Genomic DNA, 15,616 nt, shown 5'->3' on the forward strand with positions numbered 1-15,616 from the left:
AATACTATTTATAAAAGAATTATTTATCAACAACCCTCGATTTTCCAAATCTAACGATGCTGTATATAACTAAAAGTATAAAAATTGATAGAGAATATATCTGTAGAAACCTCAGCCCAAAATAATCATATATAGTTTGTCCTAAAACAATTATAGAAATAAAAAGTCCGATTATAGTTATATAGAAATTCTGCCTTGCAATATTATGTGATTGCCTCTCTGAAATTTTACCGCCCAACATTTCCATGGTGTTATTCCAAAACAATGTAAGCTTACTTTCATCAATATAGTTGTAATTCTTTACATTCTCATTTATATCAGATGAAAATGGTAGATCTTTATCAGACAACTTTTTTTCATACAATAAATTTTGATAAATAAGGTTAATTAAATCTACTTTAATATCATTAGAAATCTCTTTATCATGATAAACAATTAAACTAGGAATACTTATTCTTATATAATGAGTATTGCTGTAAGCTAAGAATTTATTAGTTGATTCTATGATGCTAAAAGTAACACTTCCCAATTTATCAGTGTAATTTTTTAACTGATACTTATTATTAGGTATAAATACCATCATATAACTATAAAAAGAAATAGCTTTAACTTCTGAAATTTTGTTAATATTATCAAATACATAATCAATAATCAATTTAGGATAAAAATCATTAATAACACTCCTTATTATCCTCAATTTATCAAAGTTTTCAGGAACTTCTATTCTAATTTTAATAATAATTCTATGATGATAATAATAAAACTCACCTAAGATGTCAGCTGGGCTTATGTTTAATCCTTCATTTTTAAAATTATCTACTAGCTCGTTTATCATTTCATCTTTTAAAAAATATTCAAAATGATATTTAAGAGACAATTCATTATTTTTTTTAAAATTTTCAAACACCAAACTATTTATTTGATTAATAACATTATCACTAAAAACAACCCTATCATCAGAAAATTTTATCAATACTGGTACATAAACTTCAACTTTCACTTCTACTAATCTCCTATTAAATTATTTAAGATAAATTCTAAAGCATCGTCAATTTGATCAAATTTATACGTAACATCATAATCTTGATACAAATTTATCCCTATAGATATTTTAGAAATGTCAAACATAGAAAAATCATTATTACTATCCCCTACAGTCAATACTTCATCTAAGCTAATATTATCATAGGAGCACAAAGTTTTAATTGCACTACCTTTTGATACCCCTTTGATAACAATATCAAAACAGTCTATATGTTCATATATTTCTAAATTATCATTATACACGTTAGATTTGAAGATATCATTTAGGAAGTTTCTAATTCTAACTTTTAATTCATTACAATCAAAAAAGCATGTAACATTTATATTATTTGGTTGAAACCAAATCGAGTTTCCAAACTGTTCTGCTAACGTAGATTTAAGTTTAACTAAATACTTTGATTTTTCAATATTAGCACCTAAAGTTTTTTTGGGAGGAACGTTCGCATCATAATATATTTCTGCCCCATTTTCACCAATTACAGTAATATCAGAAAGACCTAATTGCCTAACAAATCCACATAAATATATGGCAGGCTTACCAGAAATAAAAGCGATTTTAACACCTCTATCTTTTATTTCATGCAAATAGTTCAATGTACTGTCCTTAATCCTACTATTTAGTTCACAAAGAGTATTATCAACATCAAATCCAATAAATTTAATCATTCTTTTCCCTCCCCTTACCATGTACAAACAACTGTAACAGTACTTATTTCTACATCAATTGGTACCAAGGCCATATTACTTTATTCAAATTTCTTTTCTTAGACATCCAACCATCCTATTTCTTTCCATATTATCATTTAATTGTAACATTATTTTGACTTGATTACAACTAAATTTCACTCGTTTGACTTTACTGATTTGATAATTGATTACTTTAAAAAAGGTTCAGAGCAAACCAAAATTCTATAAATTTTAGTTCAACCCTAAACCTTTATAACTTACTATAATTTATGCATTTTTAAACCAATATTCTCTAAACAATGCAACCATAACCCCAATCATACCACCTAGAACAATACCAATTGCTACATTCATTGCATTGCTAGGGCTTGTCTTTTGACTAGGCGCAAAAGGAGGCGAAGGCAAATAAATACTTGTTTCCACAACACCTATAACACTTGATTCAAGAGGCATTGCTCTCCCTGTTTCATAATACTTAGCTATAGCTTTTTTTTCTTTATCAAGCTCTTCTAAATATTTATTATTTACTCTTATAGAATTTTCTATGCTATTAATGGATTGTTTGTTTCCAACTATATCACCTTCTATTTTAATATAGTTTGGATTAACCGTATCTACAGGAATTACATAATCAGTTGTATTAGTTAATTGAGTTTGAATTTCTAAGTTAGCTTCGCCTTTAGCAATTATCTGTGGTGTTTGAGCTAACAGTTCTTCATTTCTCTTTAAAATTTCTTTTACACTATCCAATGAATTTTCATAAGACTTTATATTTACTGTAAATTCATTATAATACGATGCAACTGCTCTCTCTTTTGTCATGACATCCATAAATTCCATGTAATTGTCGTACAATGCTTGAGCAAGTTTTAATGATTCCTGTGGATTATCAGCTGAAACTGTTATTTCATAGCTGTTTTGTACATTCCCTGTTTTAGCATCAGATTTACCAATAGAAATTCTTTTTCTTAACTTCTCTAATGTTACCTCTTGATCATTATAACCCATATCTTTTATAGTATTGACTAGAACATTATTACTTGTAATTAAATTTATATATTGCTCATTAGTAGTTATTGGTAATTTATATTCTCCATATCTAGTGCTATATGTTTCAGGCATGCTAATTACTATGTTCAACTTTGCATCATAAACTGGAGACAATACAAACATACTAAAAATTCCAGCTAAAATAGCCACTACTAAAGTAAAACTTATAATCATAATTTTATTTTTCCATAAAGCCATAATAAGCTCTCTTAAATCAATTTCATCTTCATAACATTGCACATTATTTTGATTTTCGTTCATCGTTAGCTCCTTCATTATTAAATACTAAAATAATATTACGTTTATATAGTATATCAGTTAAATACTATATTTTCAATAAAAAAATATTTGTAGCTATTTTTGAAATAATAAACTACCTTTAAAGAAACCATTCCCATCAAAGCTTCAAAGCTGTCAATAAAACATCTTTAACTTGTCCACCCTACCATGTACAAATAACTAATTTATTGGACAAACACAAAAATATAATTATTCGACTAAAAAAAATAATGCACGTCGACGAATATGGCATGTTCTGGATAACTTCGCACCAAACATCGTGGATTTGAAGAGCGTCTGGAATATCACAGCATGCCTAAATGCCACAAGGGTATATATCATCATGCTTATCAGCGAAATCCAATCCGATTTACATTATTTATTGAACAAGCCAATAATTTGCCAGAAGATTTTCTTATAAAGCTTTAAACAGAAATAATGTCACAATTTATGAATTAACTGAAATTAGTTAGTCAAAGAACTGCATTATTAAACTCAAATTTTTGAAATTAAGTAATCATTTATATGATTCTTTTTTTCATTTTTTGTTCTAGTCTGTCCCAATTTTTCATTGATTTTTTGGTTGACTAGTTGAGTTTTTTAAACGCCCTGCAGAATTATACCTGCGGATCGTGACCTTTTGTCATTGGCTTCTAATCTCTACTAAATAAGTCTCTTGTGTAGACTTTGTCTACTACATCCTTAATCTCATCAGATAATCTGTTTGCAACAATAACATCTGAAATTTTCTTGAAGTCATCAAAATCTTTGATGACTCTTGAGTTATAGAACTCATCTTCATGAAGTGCAGGCTCAAATACCACGACTTCGATACCTTTAGCCTTAATACGCTTCATGACCCCTTGAATAGCGGACTGACGGAAATTATCAGAATTTGTCTTCATGGTTAGTCTATAAATTCCTACAATCGTAGGACTTCTCCTAATGATCATATCTGCTATATGATCTTTTCTTGTTCTATTGGCATCTACTATCGCAGACATGATGTTCTGAGGTACATCCGCATAGTTAGCTAAAAGCTGCTTTGTGTCTTTTGGTAAACAGTATCCGCCATACCCAAAGGATGGATTGTTATAATGACTTCCAATACGTGGATCTAGGCCAACGCCCTCTATGATCTGCTGTGTATTTAAGCCTCTCACTTCAGCATAAGAATCAAGCTCATTGAAGTATGCCACGCGAAGTGCAAGATAAGTATTGGCAAACAATTTAATCGCCTCTGCTTCTGTCGCATCTGTATAAAGAATTGGAATATCTTTCTTGATTGCTCCTCCTGCTAACAGTTCGGCGAATACTTTAGCTCTCTCCGACTGCTCTCCTACAACAATTCTTGATGGATAGAGGTTATCATAAAGCGCTTTTCCTTCTCTCAAGAACTCAGGTGAGAAAATAACATTCTTAGTATCAAATTTCTCTTTGATTGATTCTGTATATCCGACAGGCACTGTAGATTTAATCACCATTACAGCATCTTGATTTATCGATAATACATTTGCAATTACAGCTTCAACCGTTCTTGTATTGAAGTAGTTCTTCTCCGTATCATAGTTTGTTGGAGTAGAAATGATGACATAATCAGCATCTTTGTATGCTTCAAAGTTATCTGTAGTTGCTGTTAAATTGAGCTCCTTTATTGCTAGGTATTCTTCAATCTCCGGATCTACAACAGGAGATTTCCTGTCGTTAATCATATCAACCTTTTCTTTGATGATGTCCAAGGCTATGACCTCATTATGTTGTGCTAAAAGAATAGCATTGGAAAGGCCTACATACCCGGTTCCTGCGATTGTTATTTTCATGAATTCTTCCCCCTTTATTTATGTATCGTCTCTAAAAAATAAACCTAATGGTTGACATATCTATCCTTAAATACGACTTATGTTATCATTTATCTGACTTTTCGTAAGGTATTACTTCTTTATCTTATAATATTCTTCATACCACTCCACGAACTTCTGAAGTCCATCTTCAATACTTGTTGACGGCTTGAAGTTAATGTCTCTTTCAAGATCACTTACATCTGCGTAAGTTCTTAAAACATCTCCAGGCTGCATATCCATATAGATTTTCTCAGCTACTTTTCTAAGAGAAGATTCTAAAGCATTGATAAATCTCATAAGCTGCACTGGATTATTATTTCCAATATTGTAGATTTTGTATGGAGCAAAGCTTGTGCTTAAATCGTCCTTACTTTCATCCCAATCTTTATTGGCGACGGGAGCTTTTTCAATTAGCTTCACAATACCTTCCACAATGTCATCAATATAAGTGAAGTCTCTTTCCATCTTTCCATGGTTAAACACTTTGATAGGCTTTCCGGCTAAGATGTCCTTTGTGAATGAGAAGTAAGCCATATCTGGTCTTCCATATGGACCATAAACCGTGAAGAATCTTAATCCAGTTGTAGGAATTCCATAAAGATGACTGTATGTATGGGCCATCAATTCATTAGACTTCTTGGTAGCTGCATAAAGGGATACCGGATGATCCACGTTATGATTTGTAGAGAATGGCGCTACTTTATTGCCACCATAAACAGAGCTAGAAGATGCATAAAGCAGATGCTCCACAGGAAAGTTCCTACAAGACTCTAAGATGTTCATAAAACCAGTAAGGTTTGAATCTACATAAGCATAGGGGTTCTCGATAGAGTACCGCACTCCAGCTTGAGCCGCTAAGTTTATGACATGAGTAGGCTGGTAGGTTTCGAAAATATGATCCACTGCTGTCTTGTCTTTTAAATCTACTTTATGGAAATTAAAGTTATTGTATTTTCCTAAAATCTCCAGCCTAGACTGCTTAAGACTTGGATCATAATAGTCGTTCAAGTTGTCAATTCCTATTATCTGATAGGAATGATCTAGTAATTTCTTTGAAAGGTGAAAGCCGATAAAGCCGGCTACACCTGTTATTAGTATTTTCATTTCAAATTAACCCTTCTTTACATTTGATATATCATTCTTTATCTGTGTTGTTGATATTTCAGGTGTTCTGGGTAAATATTTTACTTCACAATATTCACTTAAGAAATCAAATTTTCCTTCCCAATCATCACCCATAACAAATACATCAATATAATATCTTTGTATATCATTAACTTTCTGTTCCCATGATTCTTCAGGTATTACAAGATCAACATACCTTATGGCTTCTAATAAGTGTTTTCTTTTCTCATAAGAAAAATAACATTTTTTTTGTTTCTGATTCCAATTAAATTTATCTGTAGATAATACAACTACTAGATAATCACCTAATTCTTTTGCTCTTTTTAGCAAATTGATATGACCATAATGCAATAAATCAAAAGTCCCATATGTTATAATTCGTTTCATTAATTTTCCCTCCTATCACTCTTGCCAACAACATACTCCGCTACTTTTTTTGAAGCTAGTCCTTTTTCATAAACACCATAAAATTCTTGGATTTTCTCATTTCTTATTTCTGTATTCTCACTAAAAACCTTATTAATACATTCATATAGTTCTTCGTTATTATAAGTAATTAAAAATCCTGTTTCCTTCAAATCATAGTAAAATGTCCTATCATTCATAATATATTCTTGATAATCACTCTGATAAAGAATGGTTGGTTTTTTTGTAAGAATAAAATCCGTTGCTGAAGACGAATAATCCGTTATCAATAAATCAGTTATTTGTAGCAAATCTGCCATATCTTCATATTCTGTAACATCAATTATATTGCTATTAGTAGGTATACCCTTCAATCCCGATACAGCGCTATGTGCTCTAGTTAAGCAAATCCATTTACTTTCAGTTACAGATGTTAACTTATTAAGTACCCCTAGTAAATCAATATCTACTATTTCTTGATTCTCTTTTTCTTTCGCTGCTTCTCTCCTCAATGTTGGAGCATAAAGTATAACTTTATCATCTTCGTTTATTCCTAATTCATTTTTTATTCTGTTAACTCTTTCTTGATTCACATTAATTAGAACATCATTCCTTGGAGAACCTACTCTCAAAAATTCACCCATATATCTATAAGCGCTTTTATACATGATTTCTGCAAATTCTGAGCCCGTTATAATCACATCGCATATAGTCGTTTCTATGAGCTTATAATCTGAGGGTGCAAACGTGGAATCAAAGAGAATTTTCTTAAAAGCTCTATCTCCATGCCACGTCTGTATATAAACTTGGTCTTTACTTTTATACGTAAATAGTGGTTTGTTAAAATTATCAATCCAAAACTTTGAAGTAGCTAAAGTCTTTAATTCATTAAATGTGTTTGATTTTACACACTTGATATACTGAGGAACAATTTTTTCTTTATTTTGAGGATCTTTAAATGACCAAATTATATTTAATTCTGGGTTTAATCTATGCAATTCTTCAGATATTGCTTTAGGGTTGTCTGAATAAGATTTTCCTCCAAAGCTTTTAAATACAATGTTTTTATCTTCTACTCCATAAATTTTATTACAAATCATCATGTAAGATTTCTTAACAGTAATTCTAAATTTTTTAGCCGTATTGTATAAAAAAGGTTTCTTCTTGATTATATTTTTATAATTCATATTTCATCCCCTATTTTTTTGTTTTGAATAAATATTTTTGAATGTTCCCCGATCTATATACTTTGTCTATAGCTTTTTTATTTGCAAGATATATAAACAAAAGATAAATCAAAAAAATTATTATTTTGTAAGCTAAATTAACTAAACTAAAAACTGTTAAATATTTTGTATAGCTAAAATACAAACCAATTATCATAAACAAAAGACTAGGAGTTATAATACTTAACATCTTAATAAGTCTATATCCTATGTCACTATATAATTTGCTTAAATGAACAATAATTGAAACGATTATTACTTTGGCCAAAACAAATGCTACAGCAGATCCATACATCCCAAACCTTGGTACTAAAATATAAGCTAAAACTATGTCCATTAAACTTCCTATAATTGTTGCAATGAATAATTTTCTAGCTGCTTCTTTATAAAACATCACAATGTTGACATAAAAATAATAGATAGATTTAATAGAAAAGCCCACAACTAATATTGGTATAACTGTCCAGGCCATAATATAATTATCGTTAGTCATCAATTTAACAGCTTCCTGTGAAAATAATCCAATACACATATATATTAAAGAATAGAATATCAGCAGTACATTTGAAAGATTTATAATTTCTTTTTTGCTTTCTTCATCCCCTTTTTTCATAATTTCGTAGAACCAAGGTTGAAATGCTTTATTAACAGCTACTTGAACAACATCTATTAAATTACCAAATTGCATACCTATACTATATAAACCAACATTTGCTAGAGTTCCACTTGCATTAATAAAAACTCTTGATGCTAAGCTAGCAATCTTTGTAGATAAATTATGAGGCATTAAAGGAATAGAATACTTTAGCGTTTCTTTTAATATAGAACCATCAATAGTCCATTTAAATAAGTCATTTTTTTTGAGGTCGATAATCATGTATACAAAATAAGCAATGTTTATAATCAATTGAGCTAATAAAAATCCAACTATCCCTAGCTTAAAAACTACAATAAAGACAATTTTTAAAGTTGTTACAGTAAAAAAAATGATTAAATTTACTTTTGTTAATTTCTTACCTTTTTGCATTCCTTGAAGGATACTTTGATGTATAGTATGGGTTGAAACAAATATTACACTTAACAATGCTATTAAAACTATTGGATAAAATGTAATACCTTCAAAAAATATCTCAATAATTATATCTTTAAATATAAATCCTAGAATAAAAAAAATCGAACCCGAAATACAAATAAACGAGATGATAGTTCCATATAATTTTTTAATTTTTTCTTGATCTTCTTTAAAGTCTGCATAAAATCTTACTATAGAATAGTGTAATGAAAAAGCTATAATTACATTAGTAACACTTATAAATCCTGCCACTAAATTGGCAACACCATAATCATCTGGTGTTAAAAACATTGTATATACAGGTAAAAGGAAGAAACCCATTGCTTGTACAAGCAATGAACTAAATATATAAAAAAACGAATTTTCTAAAACCTTTTTTTTAGCTACCATTTACAAATCATTTCTCCTCGTCTTTATTCCTTTTAAAAACAACTCCCTATGTGCTTCGCACTCTATAAGATTTTGCATAACTAATAATTTTTTCTTATTATATATATTTTTCAACAATTTACCTTTAAATATATGCCTATCTATTCTTGACAACCACTTACCAAATCCTGAAAAGTTACGTAAATACTTTTCTATATTATTTTCAGCAAATTTAGCATACTGATTATCTATAAAGACTTCTTGTAGCATTTCTTCTGATCGTTTTTTAAGTTCTTCAAGAATTTTTTTTTCTTGTTTTTCATCTGCTTTTCTTATTACATTTCCTTCTTTTACAAAAGGAATATATTTCACATTTAATTTATCAGTAATCTCTATCTTTAAAAGTACACTGGTTTTCCAATATTCACTGTCAGAGTGATCAAATATAAAATTACCTTGTCCATAAACGATCGTAGCATCTTTATATTCTTCATAACATCCTATACAGTGACTATGTTGACACACTACTAAATCGGCACCTTTTTCTATAATTTTTCTAGACACCTTTTGCAAATATGGTGATGGATATCTATAATGCTCTTTTCCCCCGTGATAAATAACCAAAACATAATCGCACTTTTCTTTTAAGCCCTGAATATGATCCAAACTTTCTAATGGATCAAAAGGATTTGCACCAAGAGTATTTTTAGTTGCTATTGCAAATTCATTTTCAGCACATGCATAAATACCTATCGTCAATTTATCCTTTTGTATTATATAAGACTTGCTTGCCTCAGTTAGATTGTCACCTACTCCAATAAAAGGTATATCCTGTTTATTTAAGATATCTTGAGTTGATTTAATCCCCTGATTTCCTTGATCAAGAATATGATTGTTAGCTAATGCTATTAACGAAGGATTAAGACCTTTAATTCCGTTTATAGTGCTTATAGGCGCAATGAGATTAGGCCCACACTTTGCTATAGGTGCTTCTTTATCTGTGAGAGGTGCTTCTAAATTAAAAATCCTCATATCAACAGAGTTCCAAATTGCATGTAGTTCGTCCCCAAGCAAAGACTTTGTATCAGCTTTGTTGAACAGATCAATATTTGATTGTGTTGGTACTAGATCACCTGCTATCAGTAATTGCATAAATATAGTCTCCTTAATCCTTTACTTTTGAAGGTAATTTAATCCAACTACCTAATAAATAGTCATATAATTCAGGAGTAAATTCTTCAAATCCTGAACCAGGATGAAAAGTGAGCTCCCCAAAATATAAGTGCCCATTTGTTTCATAGAAGTCCACTCTTACAAAAGGTATATTTTTAGATAACTTCTCTGCAAAATCAATCATCTTATCAAAATTTATTGGTCTAGGTATTGTAGTACCACTACTAGGATAGTGTCTTTCAAAAGACATAGGATTCCAATCCATATCGTAAAAATCTACATTTAAACCACTTTGAGAATTTCTGTTTAAGCATACAAAGGAACATCTTACCTTTCCGTTGAAACACATAAACTTATAATCTTTAAGTTCTATGCCAGATTCATCTACCATATATTTTTCACATATAATTCTAGGCTTCACATTTTTATATGGCCACTCACGACCTAAATAATAGTAGTTTCTTTTTAATGACTTGTTGATTTTCTTTTTTGCTGCTTCAATATCTAATTTGCTTTTATCTTTGCAAATTATAATTCCCCCTGAATCGTGTGTACATTTTAATACAAAATGATTAGGTAATTTAGAAAAATCAATAGCATCAAATTTATCCCATACTCCTATTAATGGGATAAGATACTCTTCTCCTATTGTTTTAGATATGTATTTTCGCACTTCATACTTGTCCACTAAATTAGTATAAACAGGATTTCTGTCATAGAGTTTTAACCATTGTAATTTTTCGTTAAATGACCTAGGATTTTTTAAATTTAATTTTGATTTTATTCTATGATAAAACATCAGTTCCAAGTATAATATATCTGGTAACATGTTTATAAGTTTGTTTTTTATTGTGTCATTTTTAATCAAGATATCACACCCCTTTGCTTATCTCTTTTTAACCCAAGTATTTTCATCTACAGCACTATTAACTATTCTTAAACCAATAAAAGATAATGCAACCATTAATTGAAAAAATGTTGAATAATATGATACTAGTCCTATTTCAGCTATTACAATACCTATCATAATAGCTAATAAAAATGCAATTATATTGGTATCATTTCTGTATCTATTTATTAAGCCTTTTATAATATAAATATATATAATGTAATATGTAATAAATCCTATTAATCCAACACTTACCAATAATTCAATAAAATTATTATGCGCATACATATATATCCCAATTGCATTATTGAGTAATATTCTATAATTTCCCAAACCATATCCAATTAAAGGTCTTTCTCGGAATTTATCTATCCCAAATTCTATCATATAAAACCTAATAGTATCTTGACCTGTATTCCCTGAAGTAATTGCATTTATTAAATCCAATATTCTCGTTCCCAATATTTCATAAGCCCAAGGTATTGAAAAAACAAGATATAAAATTAGACTAATAAATACTATAGAAATCATAAAATTAATCATTTTCTTTGTTATTCCTTTTCTCTTATAAAACATGTAAAAAACTACTAGAAAAATTAAAAGGAATAACGATTTTTTCGAACCAGAAAGAAATATAACAATCATATATATAGGAACAGTCAATAAATATTTAATATTATGATTCTTATCAAAAAAATAAATGGACACTAATAAACTAAAGCTTAAATACATTCCAATAGAATTTGAATTATGACCATCAATAACCAGTCTTTGACTTGATATAAAATTACCACCAGATACTAACAAAACATATATCGATAAGATTAATCCTGCAAGAATTAAACTTTTTATAGTTTTATCAAATTTCTCTCTACTATCAACATAATTATTAAGTGCAAACATTAGAAAAAAGTTGAATATCAAAAATTTCAAGTAATCATATCCTGGTTCTATTGACCAAAAAATCGAAAAACTACATATTAATAGAAAAACAAAACTAATTTTTGTATGAAAAGTAATAATAATGCTATCTTTTATGAATATTTTATCAAAAAATTCAATACTAATAAAAATAGCACCAGCAATATAAAAAAACCATAAATACTTTGGATTATCTGAAATAACAAATAAAGCTATAATTATTAAATTCATTAATATAGATTTAAATAATCCTTTTTTTTTTATAATCATATTTCTATTGCTCCTCACAATTTTTGATAATTTCATCAATATAATTTTCCCATTTTTGATATATCATATTTGGTTCTAATCGCGAACAAATTTTATTTGCTTCTTTTCCAAGTTTATTAGCATATCCAGGATTTGATATTAAATTATCCATTGCTTCTTCCATTTCATCTTGATTATTAACTCTTACCAATATGCCATTAACTTTATTCTCTATGAGAAAATTAGGCCCTCCACAAGGACAGTCCGTTGAAAGTACAGGTAACCCTAGTGACATAGCTTCCATTAATGCATTTGGCATACCTTCATGATTAGAAGAAAGTACAAAAAGAGAGCTTTCAAATATTTTCTCTTTGATATTATTACTATTTCCTTTTAAAATAACTTTATCTTCTAACTTCATATCTTTAATTTTATTTTCTAATTTATTTCTTAATTTACCTTCTCCATATATATGCAGCTTATAATCATTATGTTTTTTTACGATATTAGAAAATGAATCTATTAGCAACTCATGATTTTTTTGAGGTTCTAATCTTCCTACCGATACAATTTCTTTTTTTCTTGTTCCTTTAAAAGGTTTTTCAATAAATTTTTCATTTATTGGATTAGGAATTATAGTTGATTTTTCCTTGATGTTTATATCAAAAAAATCACTCGCTTCTTTAGTTTGAAATACAATCCCATTAGCATATTTAACTAAATGATACATTAACTTCTTCCGGAATCTTGTTTTATATTCTGTTGCAGGGTCATCTCTTAATGAAATAATTACAGGATTCTTAATACTAACTTTCTTTAAAAATAATATCCTAAAGATTTCATTTGGTAAAAATGTAACGATGATATCAGGATTGTTTTCCTTAACTAATCTGTTTAATTTTTTTACTCTATTAAAGTTTTTAACAATCCTATTTTGTTTTGCTTTATCAACGTTATTATCCAAAGATTGACATGTAATTTCATCATTTAATTTATATCTCGTTTTACTAAATCCTGTTGTTATAATTGTTACTTTATTATTTTTAGATAGATAATTACTCAGATTTGAAATAACTCTTTCAGCTCCCCCATTATTATCTAAGCCAGCTAAATAAAACATAATTCTTTTCATATCTTTATTACTCCTCTTCTAATAAAATTATATCTTCATTAATTTTATCTCTTATTTTAATATGCAAGCTATTAAAATCAAATGGGTCAAAAAAATCTACCTTATCATATCCATCTAGTATTTCGTGAGAAAAAGCACAGTCAGAAGCCAATATTGGACTTTCATGCATTTTTGCTTCTAGCATTGGTAGTCCGAAAGTCTCAATATAAGAAGGGAAAATCAATATTGATTTAGAGTAATATTCATAAACAGTCTCTATATCAATTGAACCAATAAAATCTATTGGTAACTTTTCCTCTGTCACTATCTGTTTTAGCGTTTTAATATGCTTATTTTCATAACCATTCAAGGTGAAAATAACCTTATAGTTACTTATTCTTTTGTCTTTTAAAAGATTGCAGGCTTTTATAACAACTTCATGATTTTTATAAGTACTTGCCCCGGCTGGAAAAAAAAACAATTTGTCGCTTTTTTCATTTCGCACATATAATTTCTTAACTTTCACATTTAACTCTGGCTGCTTTAATATAAACTTCTCTTTTTTCACATTTGCTTTTTCTATAGCTGCATCCATTATCCATTTTGTTTGAACAATAACTTTATCAGCTTCTTTTATTGACTTAAAAATCATCTTGCTAATGGCATTCTGATATAACCAAAACTTAAAATTTTCAGTTATCCCATACCTTTTTTCAACAAAAGGAAGTGGCTGATGTAAATATAGAGTCTGCTTAACTTTAACTTTAGGAACAACAACATTTTGTAAAGACAAAATTTCATCAACATTATATTTATCCACTAATTTATTGGCTACCAACTTATCAAAATACAACCTATGAAACCAACTCTTTTTTATCCAGGGATAGTTCAAAACTTTAACATTCTCAGTTTCTTTTAGTTCAGGAGTACTTACAACAAAAATCCAATCGTTCTCTTTATCTTTTATTGCTGTATCATAATATTGACTTAGTATTGTTAGCGCTCCACCAATCTCTGCTGGAACATCAAAAACCATTATTTGCATTTCTATTTCCCCCAAACAACTCTATTCACATAATCTGTGTAAGATAAAATAATTCTCAACACTTTATCAGACACATTTGGCATACTGTAATCTGCGACCAATCTTAAAGTATCCTTTTCTTGTGTATCCAGTACTTCTAAACCCTGCAAAATTCTTTCTTTCTTAAGACCAACCATCATAACCGAAGCTTCTTCCATTGCCTCAGGTCTTTCGTGAGCTTGTCTTATATTGAGTGCTCTAAATCCTAAAATTGAAGACTCTTCACTGATTGTTCCACTATCACTAAGTACAGCCTTTGCATACTTTTGAAGTTTCACATAATCGTTGAATCCAAGAGGTTTCATTGTCTTTACTAGTGAATTGAAATCAATACCTTTAGCTTCAATCATTTTTCTTGTTCTTGGATGTGTACTCACTATCAATGGTAGCTTATATTTTTCTGCTATTGTATTTAAGCTATCAACTAGATCCATAAAGTTTTGCTCTGAACTAATGTTCTCTTCTCTATGTGCTGAAATAACAAAGTACTTTTCTTCTTCGAGCTCTAATCTTTCCAACACATCCGATTTTTCAATATCTTCTTTTCTAGAATTAAGAACCTCAAACATTGGGCTACCTGTTTTAATAACTCTATCTTCAGGTATACCTTCTCTTAAAAGATATTCTCTAGCAATATCGCTATAAGTTAGATTGATATCTGCTATGTGATCCACAATCTTTCTATTTGTCTCTTCAGGTACTCTCTGATCAAAGCATCTGTTTCCTGCTTCCATATGAAAAATAGGGATATGTCTTCTCTTTGCAGCTATTGCACATAGACAGCTATTTGTATCTCCAAGTACTAGAAATGCATCAGGCTTTACTTCTTCAAGAATTGGATCAATTTTCACTAGGATATTTCCGATTGTCTCAACAGCAGTTTCCGTTGCGGCATTCAGAAAATAATCAGGTTTCTTTAAGTTGAAGTCATTAAAAAATACTTCATTTAGTTCATAGTCATAGTTCTGTCCTGTATGAACAAGAATATGATCAATTGCATCAGATTCATCTAATTTATTAATAACAGCTGACAGTCTGATTATTTCTGGTCTAGTCCCAACGACCGTCATGACTTTTAATTTTTTCATCAG

At 29.2% G+C, this 15,616-nt stretch carries 14 protein-coding genes; all 14 read right to left on the bottom strand.

Going from position 1 to position 15,616, the window contains the following annotated elements; translation table 11 throughout:
• Positions 1–19 precede the first annotated feature (19 nt).
• A complete protein-coding gene (locus J2Z76_RS00520; RefSeq protein WP_209510031.1) occupies positions 20–1,000 on the bottom strand; it encodes a hypothetical protein in 981 nt (326 codons plus the stop codon).
• 5 nt (positions 1,001–1,005) lie between these two features.
• The gene (locus J2Z76_RS00525; protein ID WP_209510032.1) at positions 1,006–1,710 is read right to left on the bottom strand and encodes an HAD family hydrolase; all 705 of its coding nucleotides are present in this window, start codon (positions 1,708–1,710) and stop codon (positions 1,006–1,008) included.
• 288 nt (positions 1,711–1,998) lie between these two features.
• The gene (locus tag J2Z76_RS00530) at positions 1,999–3,042 is read right to left on the bottom strand and encodes a Wzz/FepE/Etk N-terminal domain-containing protein (protein ID WP_209510033.1); all 1,044 of its coding nucleotides are present in this window, start codon (positions 3,040–3,042) and stop codon (positions 1,999–2,001) included.
• Between the two features lie 671 nt (positions 3,043–3,713).
• Entirely contained in the window at positions 3,714–4,880 is a 1,167-nt protein-coding gene (locus J2Z76_RS00535) for a nucleotide sugar dehydrogenase (protein WP_209510034.1), read from the bottom strand.
• A 111-nt stretch (positions 4,881–4,991) separates the two neighbouring features.
• A complete protein-coding gene (locus J2Z76_RS00540; RefSeq protein ID WP_209510035.1) occupies positions 4,992–6,005 on the bottom strand; it encodes an NAD-dependent epimerase in 1,014 nt (337 codons plus the stop codon).
• A 6-nt stretch (positions 6,006–6,011) separates the two neighbouring features.
• Positions 6,012–6,413, bottom strand: coding sequence for a glycerol-3-phosphate cytidylyltransferase (gene tagD / locus J2Z76_RS00545; protein WP_209510036.1), 402 nt, complete (start codon positions 6,411–6,413; stop codon positions 6,012–6,014).
• Positions 6,413–7,618 carry a CDP-glycerol glycerophosphotransferase family protein gene (locus J2Z76_RS00550; protein ID WP_209510037.1) on the bottom strand — a complete coding sequence of 402 codons (1,206 nt, stop codon included), beginning with the start codon at positions 7,616–7,618 and terminating at the stop codon, positions 6,413–6,415. Before J2Z76_RS00550 ends, tagD begins: the two co-directional genes overlap by 1 nt.
• Positions 7,619–7,628: 10 nt before the next feature.
• Positions 7,629–9,119, bottom strand: coding sequence for an oligosaccharide flippase family protein (locus J2Z76_RS00555; protein WP_209510038.1), 1,491 nt, complete (start codon positions 9,117–9,119; stop codon positions 7,629–7,631).
• Positions 9,120–10,250, bottom strand: a complete 1,131-nt coding sequence (locus J2Z76_RS00560; RefSeq protein WP_209510039.1) for a CapA family protein — start codon at positions 10,248–10,250, stop codon at positions 9,120–9,122.
• A gap of 13 nt (positions 10,251–10,263) precedes the next feature.
• Positions 10,264–11,100, bottom strand: a complete 837-nt coding sequence (locus J2Z76_RS00565) for an ATP-grasp fold amidoligase family protein (RefSeq protein WP_209510531.1) — start codon at positions 11,098–11,100, stop codon at positions 10,264–10,266.
• A gap of 57 nt (positions 11,101–11,157) precedes the next feature.
• The gene (locus J2Z76_RS00570) at positions 11,158–12,351 is read right to left on the bottom strand and encodes an O-antigen ligase family protein (protein WP_209510040.1); all 1,194 of its coding nucleotides are present in this window, start codon (positions 12,349–12,351) and stop codon (positions 11,158–11,160) included.
• 4 nt (positions 12,352–12,355) lie between these two features.
• Complete coding sequence (locus tag J2Z76_RS00575; protein WP_209510041.1) at positions 12,356–13,462, bottom strand: glycosyltransferase family 4 protein; 1,107 nt, start codon at positions 13,460–13,462, stop codon at positions 12,356–12,358.
• A gap of 7 nt (positions 13,463–13,469) precedes the next feature.
• A complete protein-coding gene (locus tag J2Z76_RS00580) occupies positions 13,470–14,486 on the bottom strand; it encodes a glycosyltransferase (RefSeq protein ID WP_209510042.1) in 1,017 nt (338 codons plus the stop codon).
• A gap of 2 nt (positions 14,487–14,488) precedes the next feature.
• Complete coding sequence (gene wecB / locus J2Z76_RS00585; RefSeq protein WP_209510043.1) at positions 14,489–15,613, bottom strand: non-hydrolyzing UDP-N-acetylglucosamine 2-epimerase; 1,125 nt, start codon at positions 15,611–15,613, stop codon at positions 14,489–14,491.
• Positions 15,614–15,616 lie beyond the last annotated feature (3 nt).

Origin of the sequence: Sedimentibacter acidaminivorans (genome assembly GCF_017873955.1) — a bacterium.
Lineage (GTDB): Bacteria > Bacillota > Clostridia > Tissierellales > Sedimentibacteraceae > Sedimentibacter > Sedimentibacter acidaminivorans.

Coding starts and splice junctions, on each gene's coding strand:
- J2Z76_RS00535 (WP_209510034.1), bottom strand. CDS start 4,880: ATGAAAATAACAATCGCAGGAACCGGGTATGTAGGCCTTTCCAATGCT.
- J2Z76_RS00555 (WP_209510038.1), bottom strand. CDS start 9,119: ATGGTAGCTAAAAAAAAGGTTTTAGAAAATTCGTTTTTTTATATATTT.
- wecB (WP_209510043.1), bottom strand. CDS start 15,613: ATGAAAAAATTAAAAGTCATGACGGTCGTTGGGACTAGACCAGAAATA.
- J2Z76_RS00570 (WP_209510040.1), bottom strand. CDS start 12,351: ATGATTATAAAAAAAAAAGGATTATTTAAATCTATATTAATGAATTTA.
- J2Z76_RS00525 (WP_209510032.1), bottom strand. CDS start 1,710: ATGATTAAATTTATTGGATTTGATGTTGATAATACTCTTTGTGAACTA.
- J2Z76_RS00550 (WP_209510037.1), bottom strand. CDS start 7,618: ATGAATTATAAAAATATAATCAAGAAGAAACCTTTTTTATACAATACG.
- tagD (WP_209510036.1), bottom strand. CDS start 6,413: ATGAAACGAATTATAACATATGGGACTTTTGATTTATTGCATTATGGT.
- J2Z76_RS00580 (WP_209510042.1), bottom strand. CDS start 14,486: ATGCAAATAATGGTTTTTGATGTTCCAGCAGAGATTGGTGGAGCGCTA.
- J2Z76_RS00540 (WP_209510035.1), bottom strand. CDS start 6,005: ATGAAAATACTAATAACAGGTGTAGCCGGCTTTATCGGCTTTCACCTT.
- J2Z76_RS00565 (WP_209510531.1), bottom strand. CDS start 11,100: ATGTTACCAGATATATTATACTTGGAACTGATGTTTTATCATAGAATA.
- J2Z76_RS00530 (WP_209510033.1), bottom strand. CDS start 3,042: ATGAACGAAAATCAAAATAATGTGCAATGTTATGAAGATGAAATTGAT.
- J2Z76_RS00560 (WP_209510039.1), bottom strand. CDS start 10,250: ATGCAATTACTGATAGCAGGTGATCTAGTACCAACACAATCAAATATT.
- J2Z76_RS00575 (WP_209510041.1), bottom strand. CDS start 13,462: ATGAAAAGAATTATGTTTTATTTAGCTGGCTTAGATAATAATGGGGGA.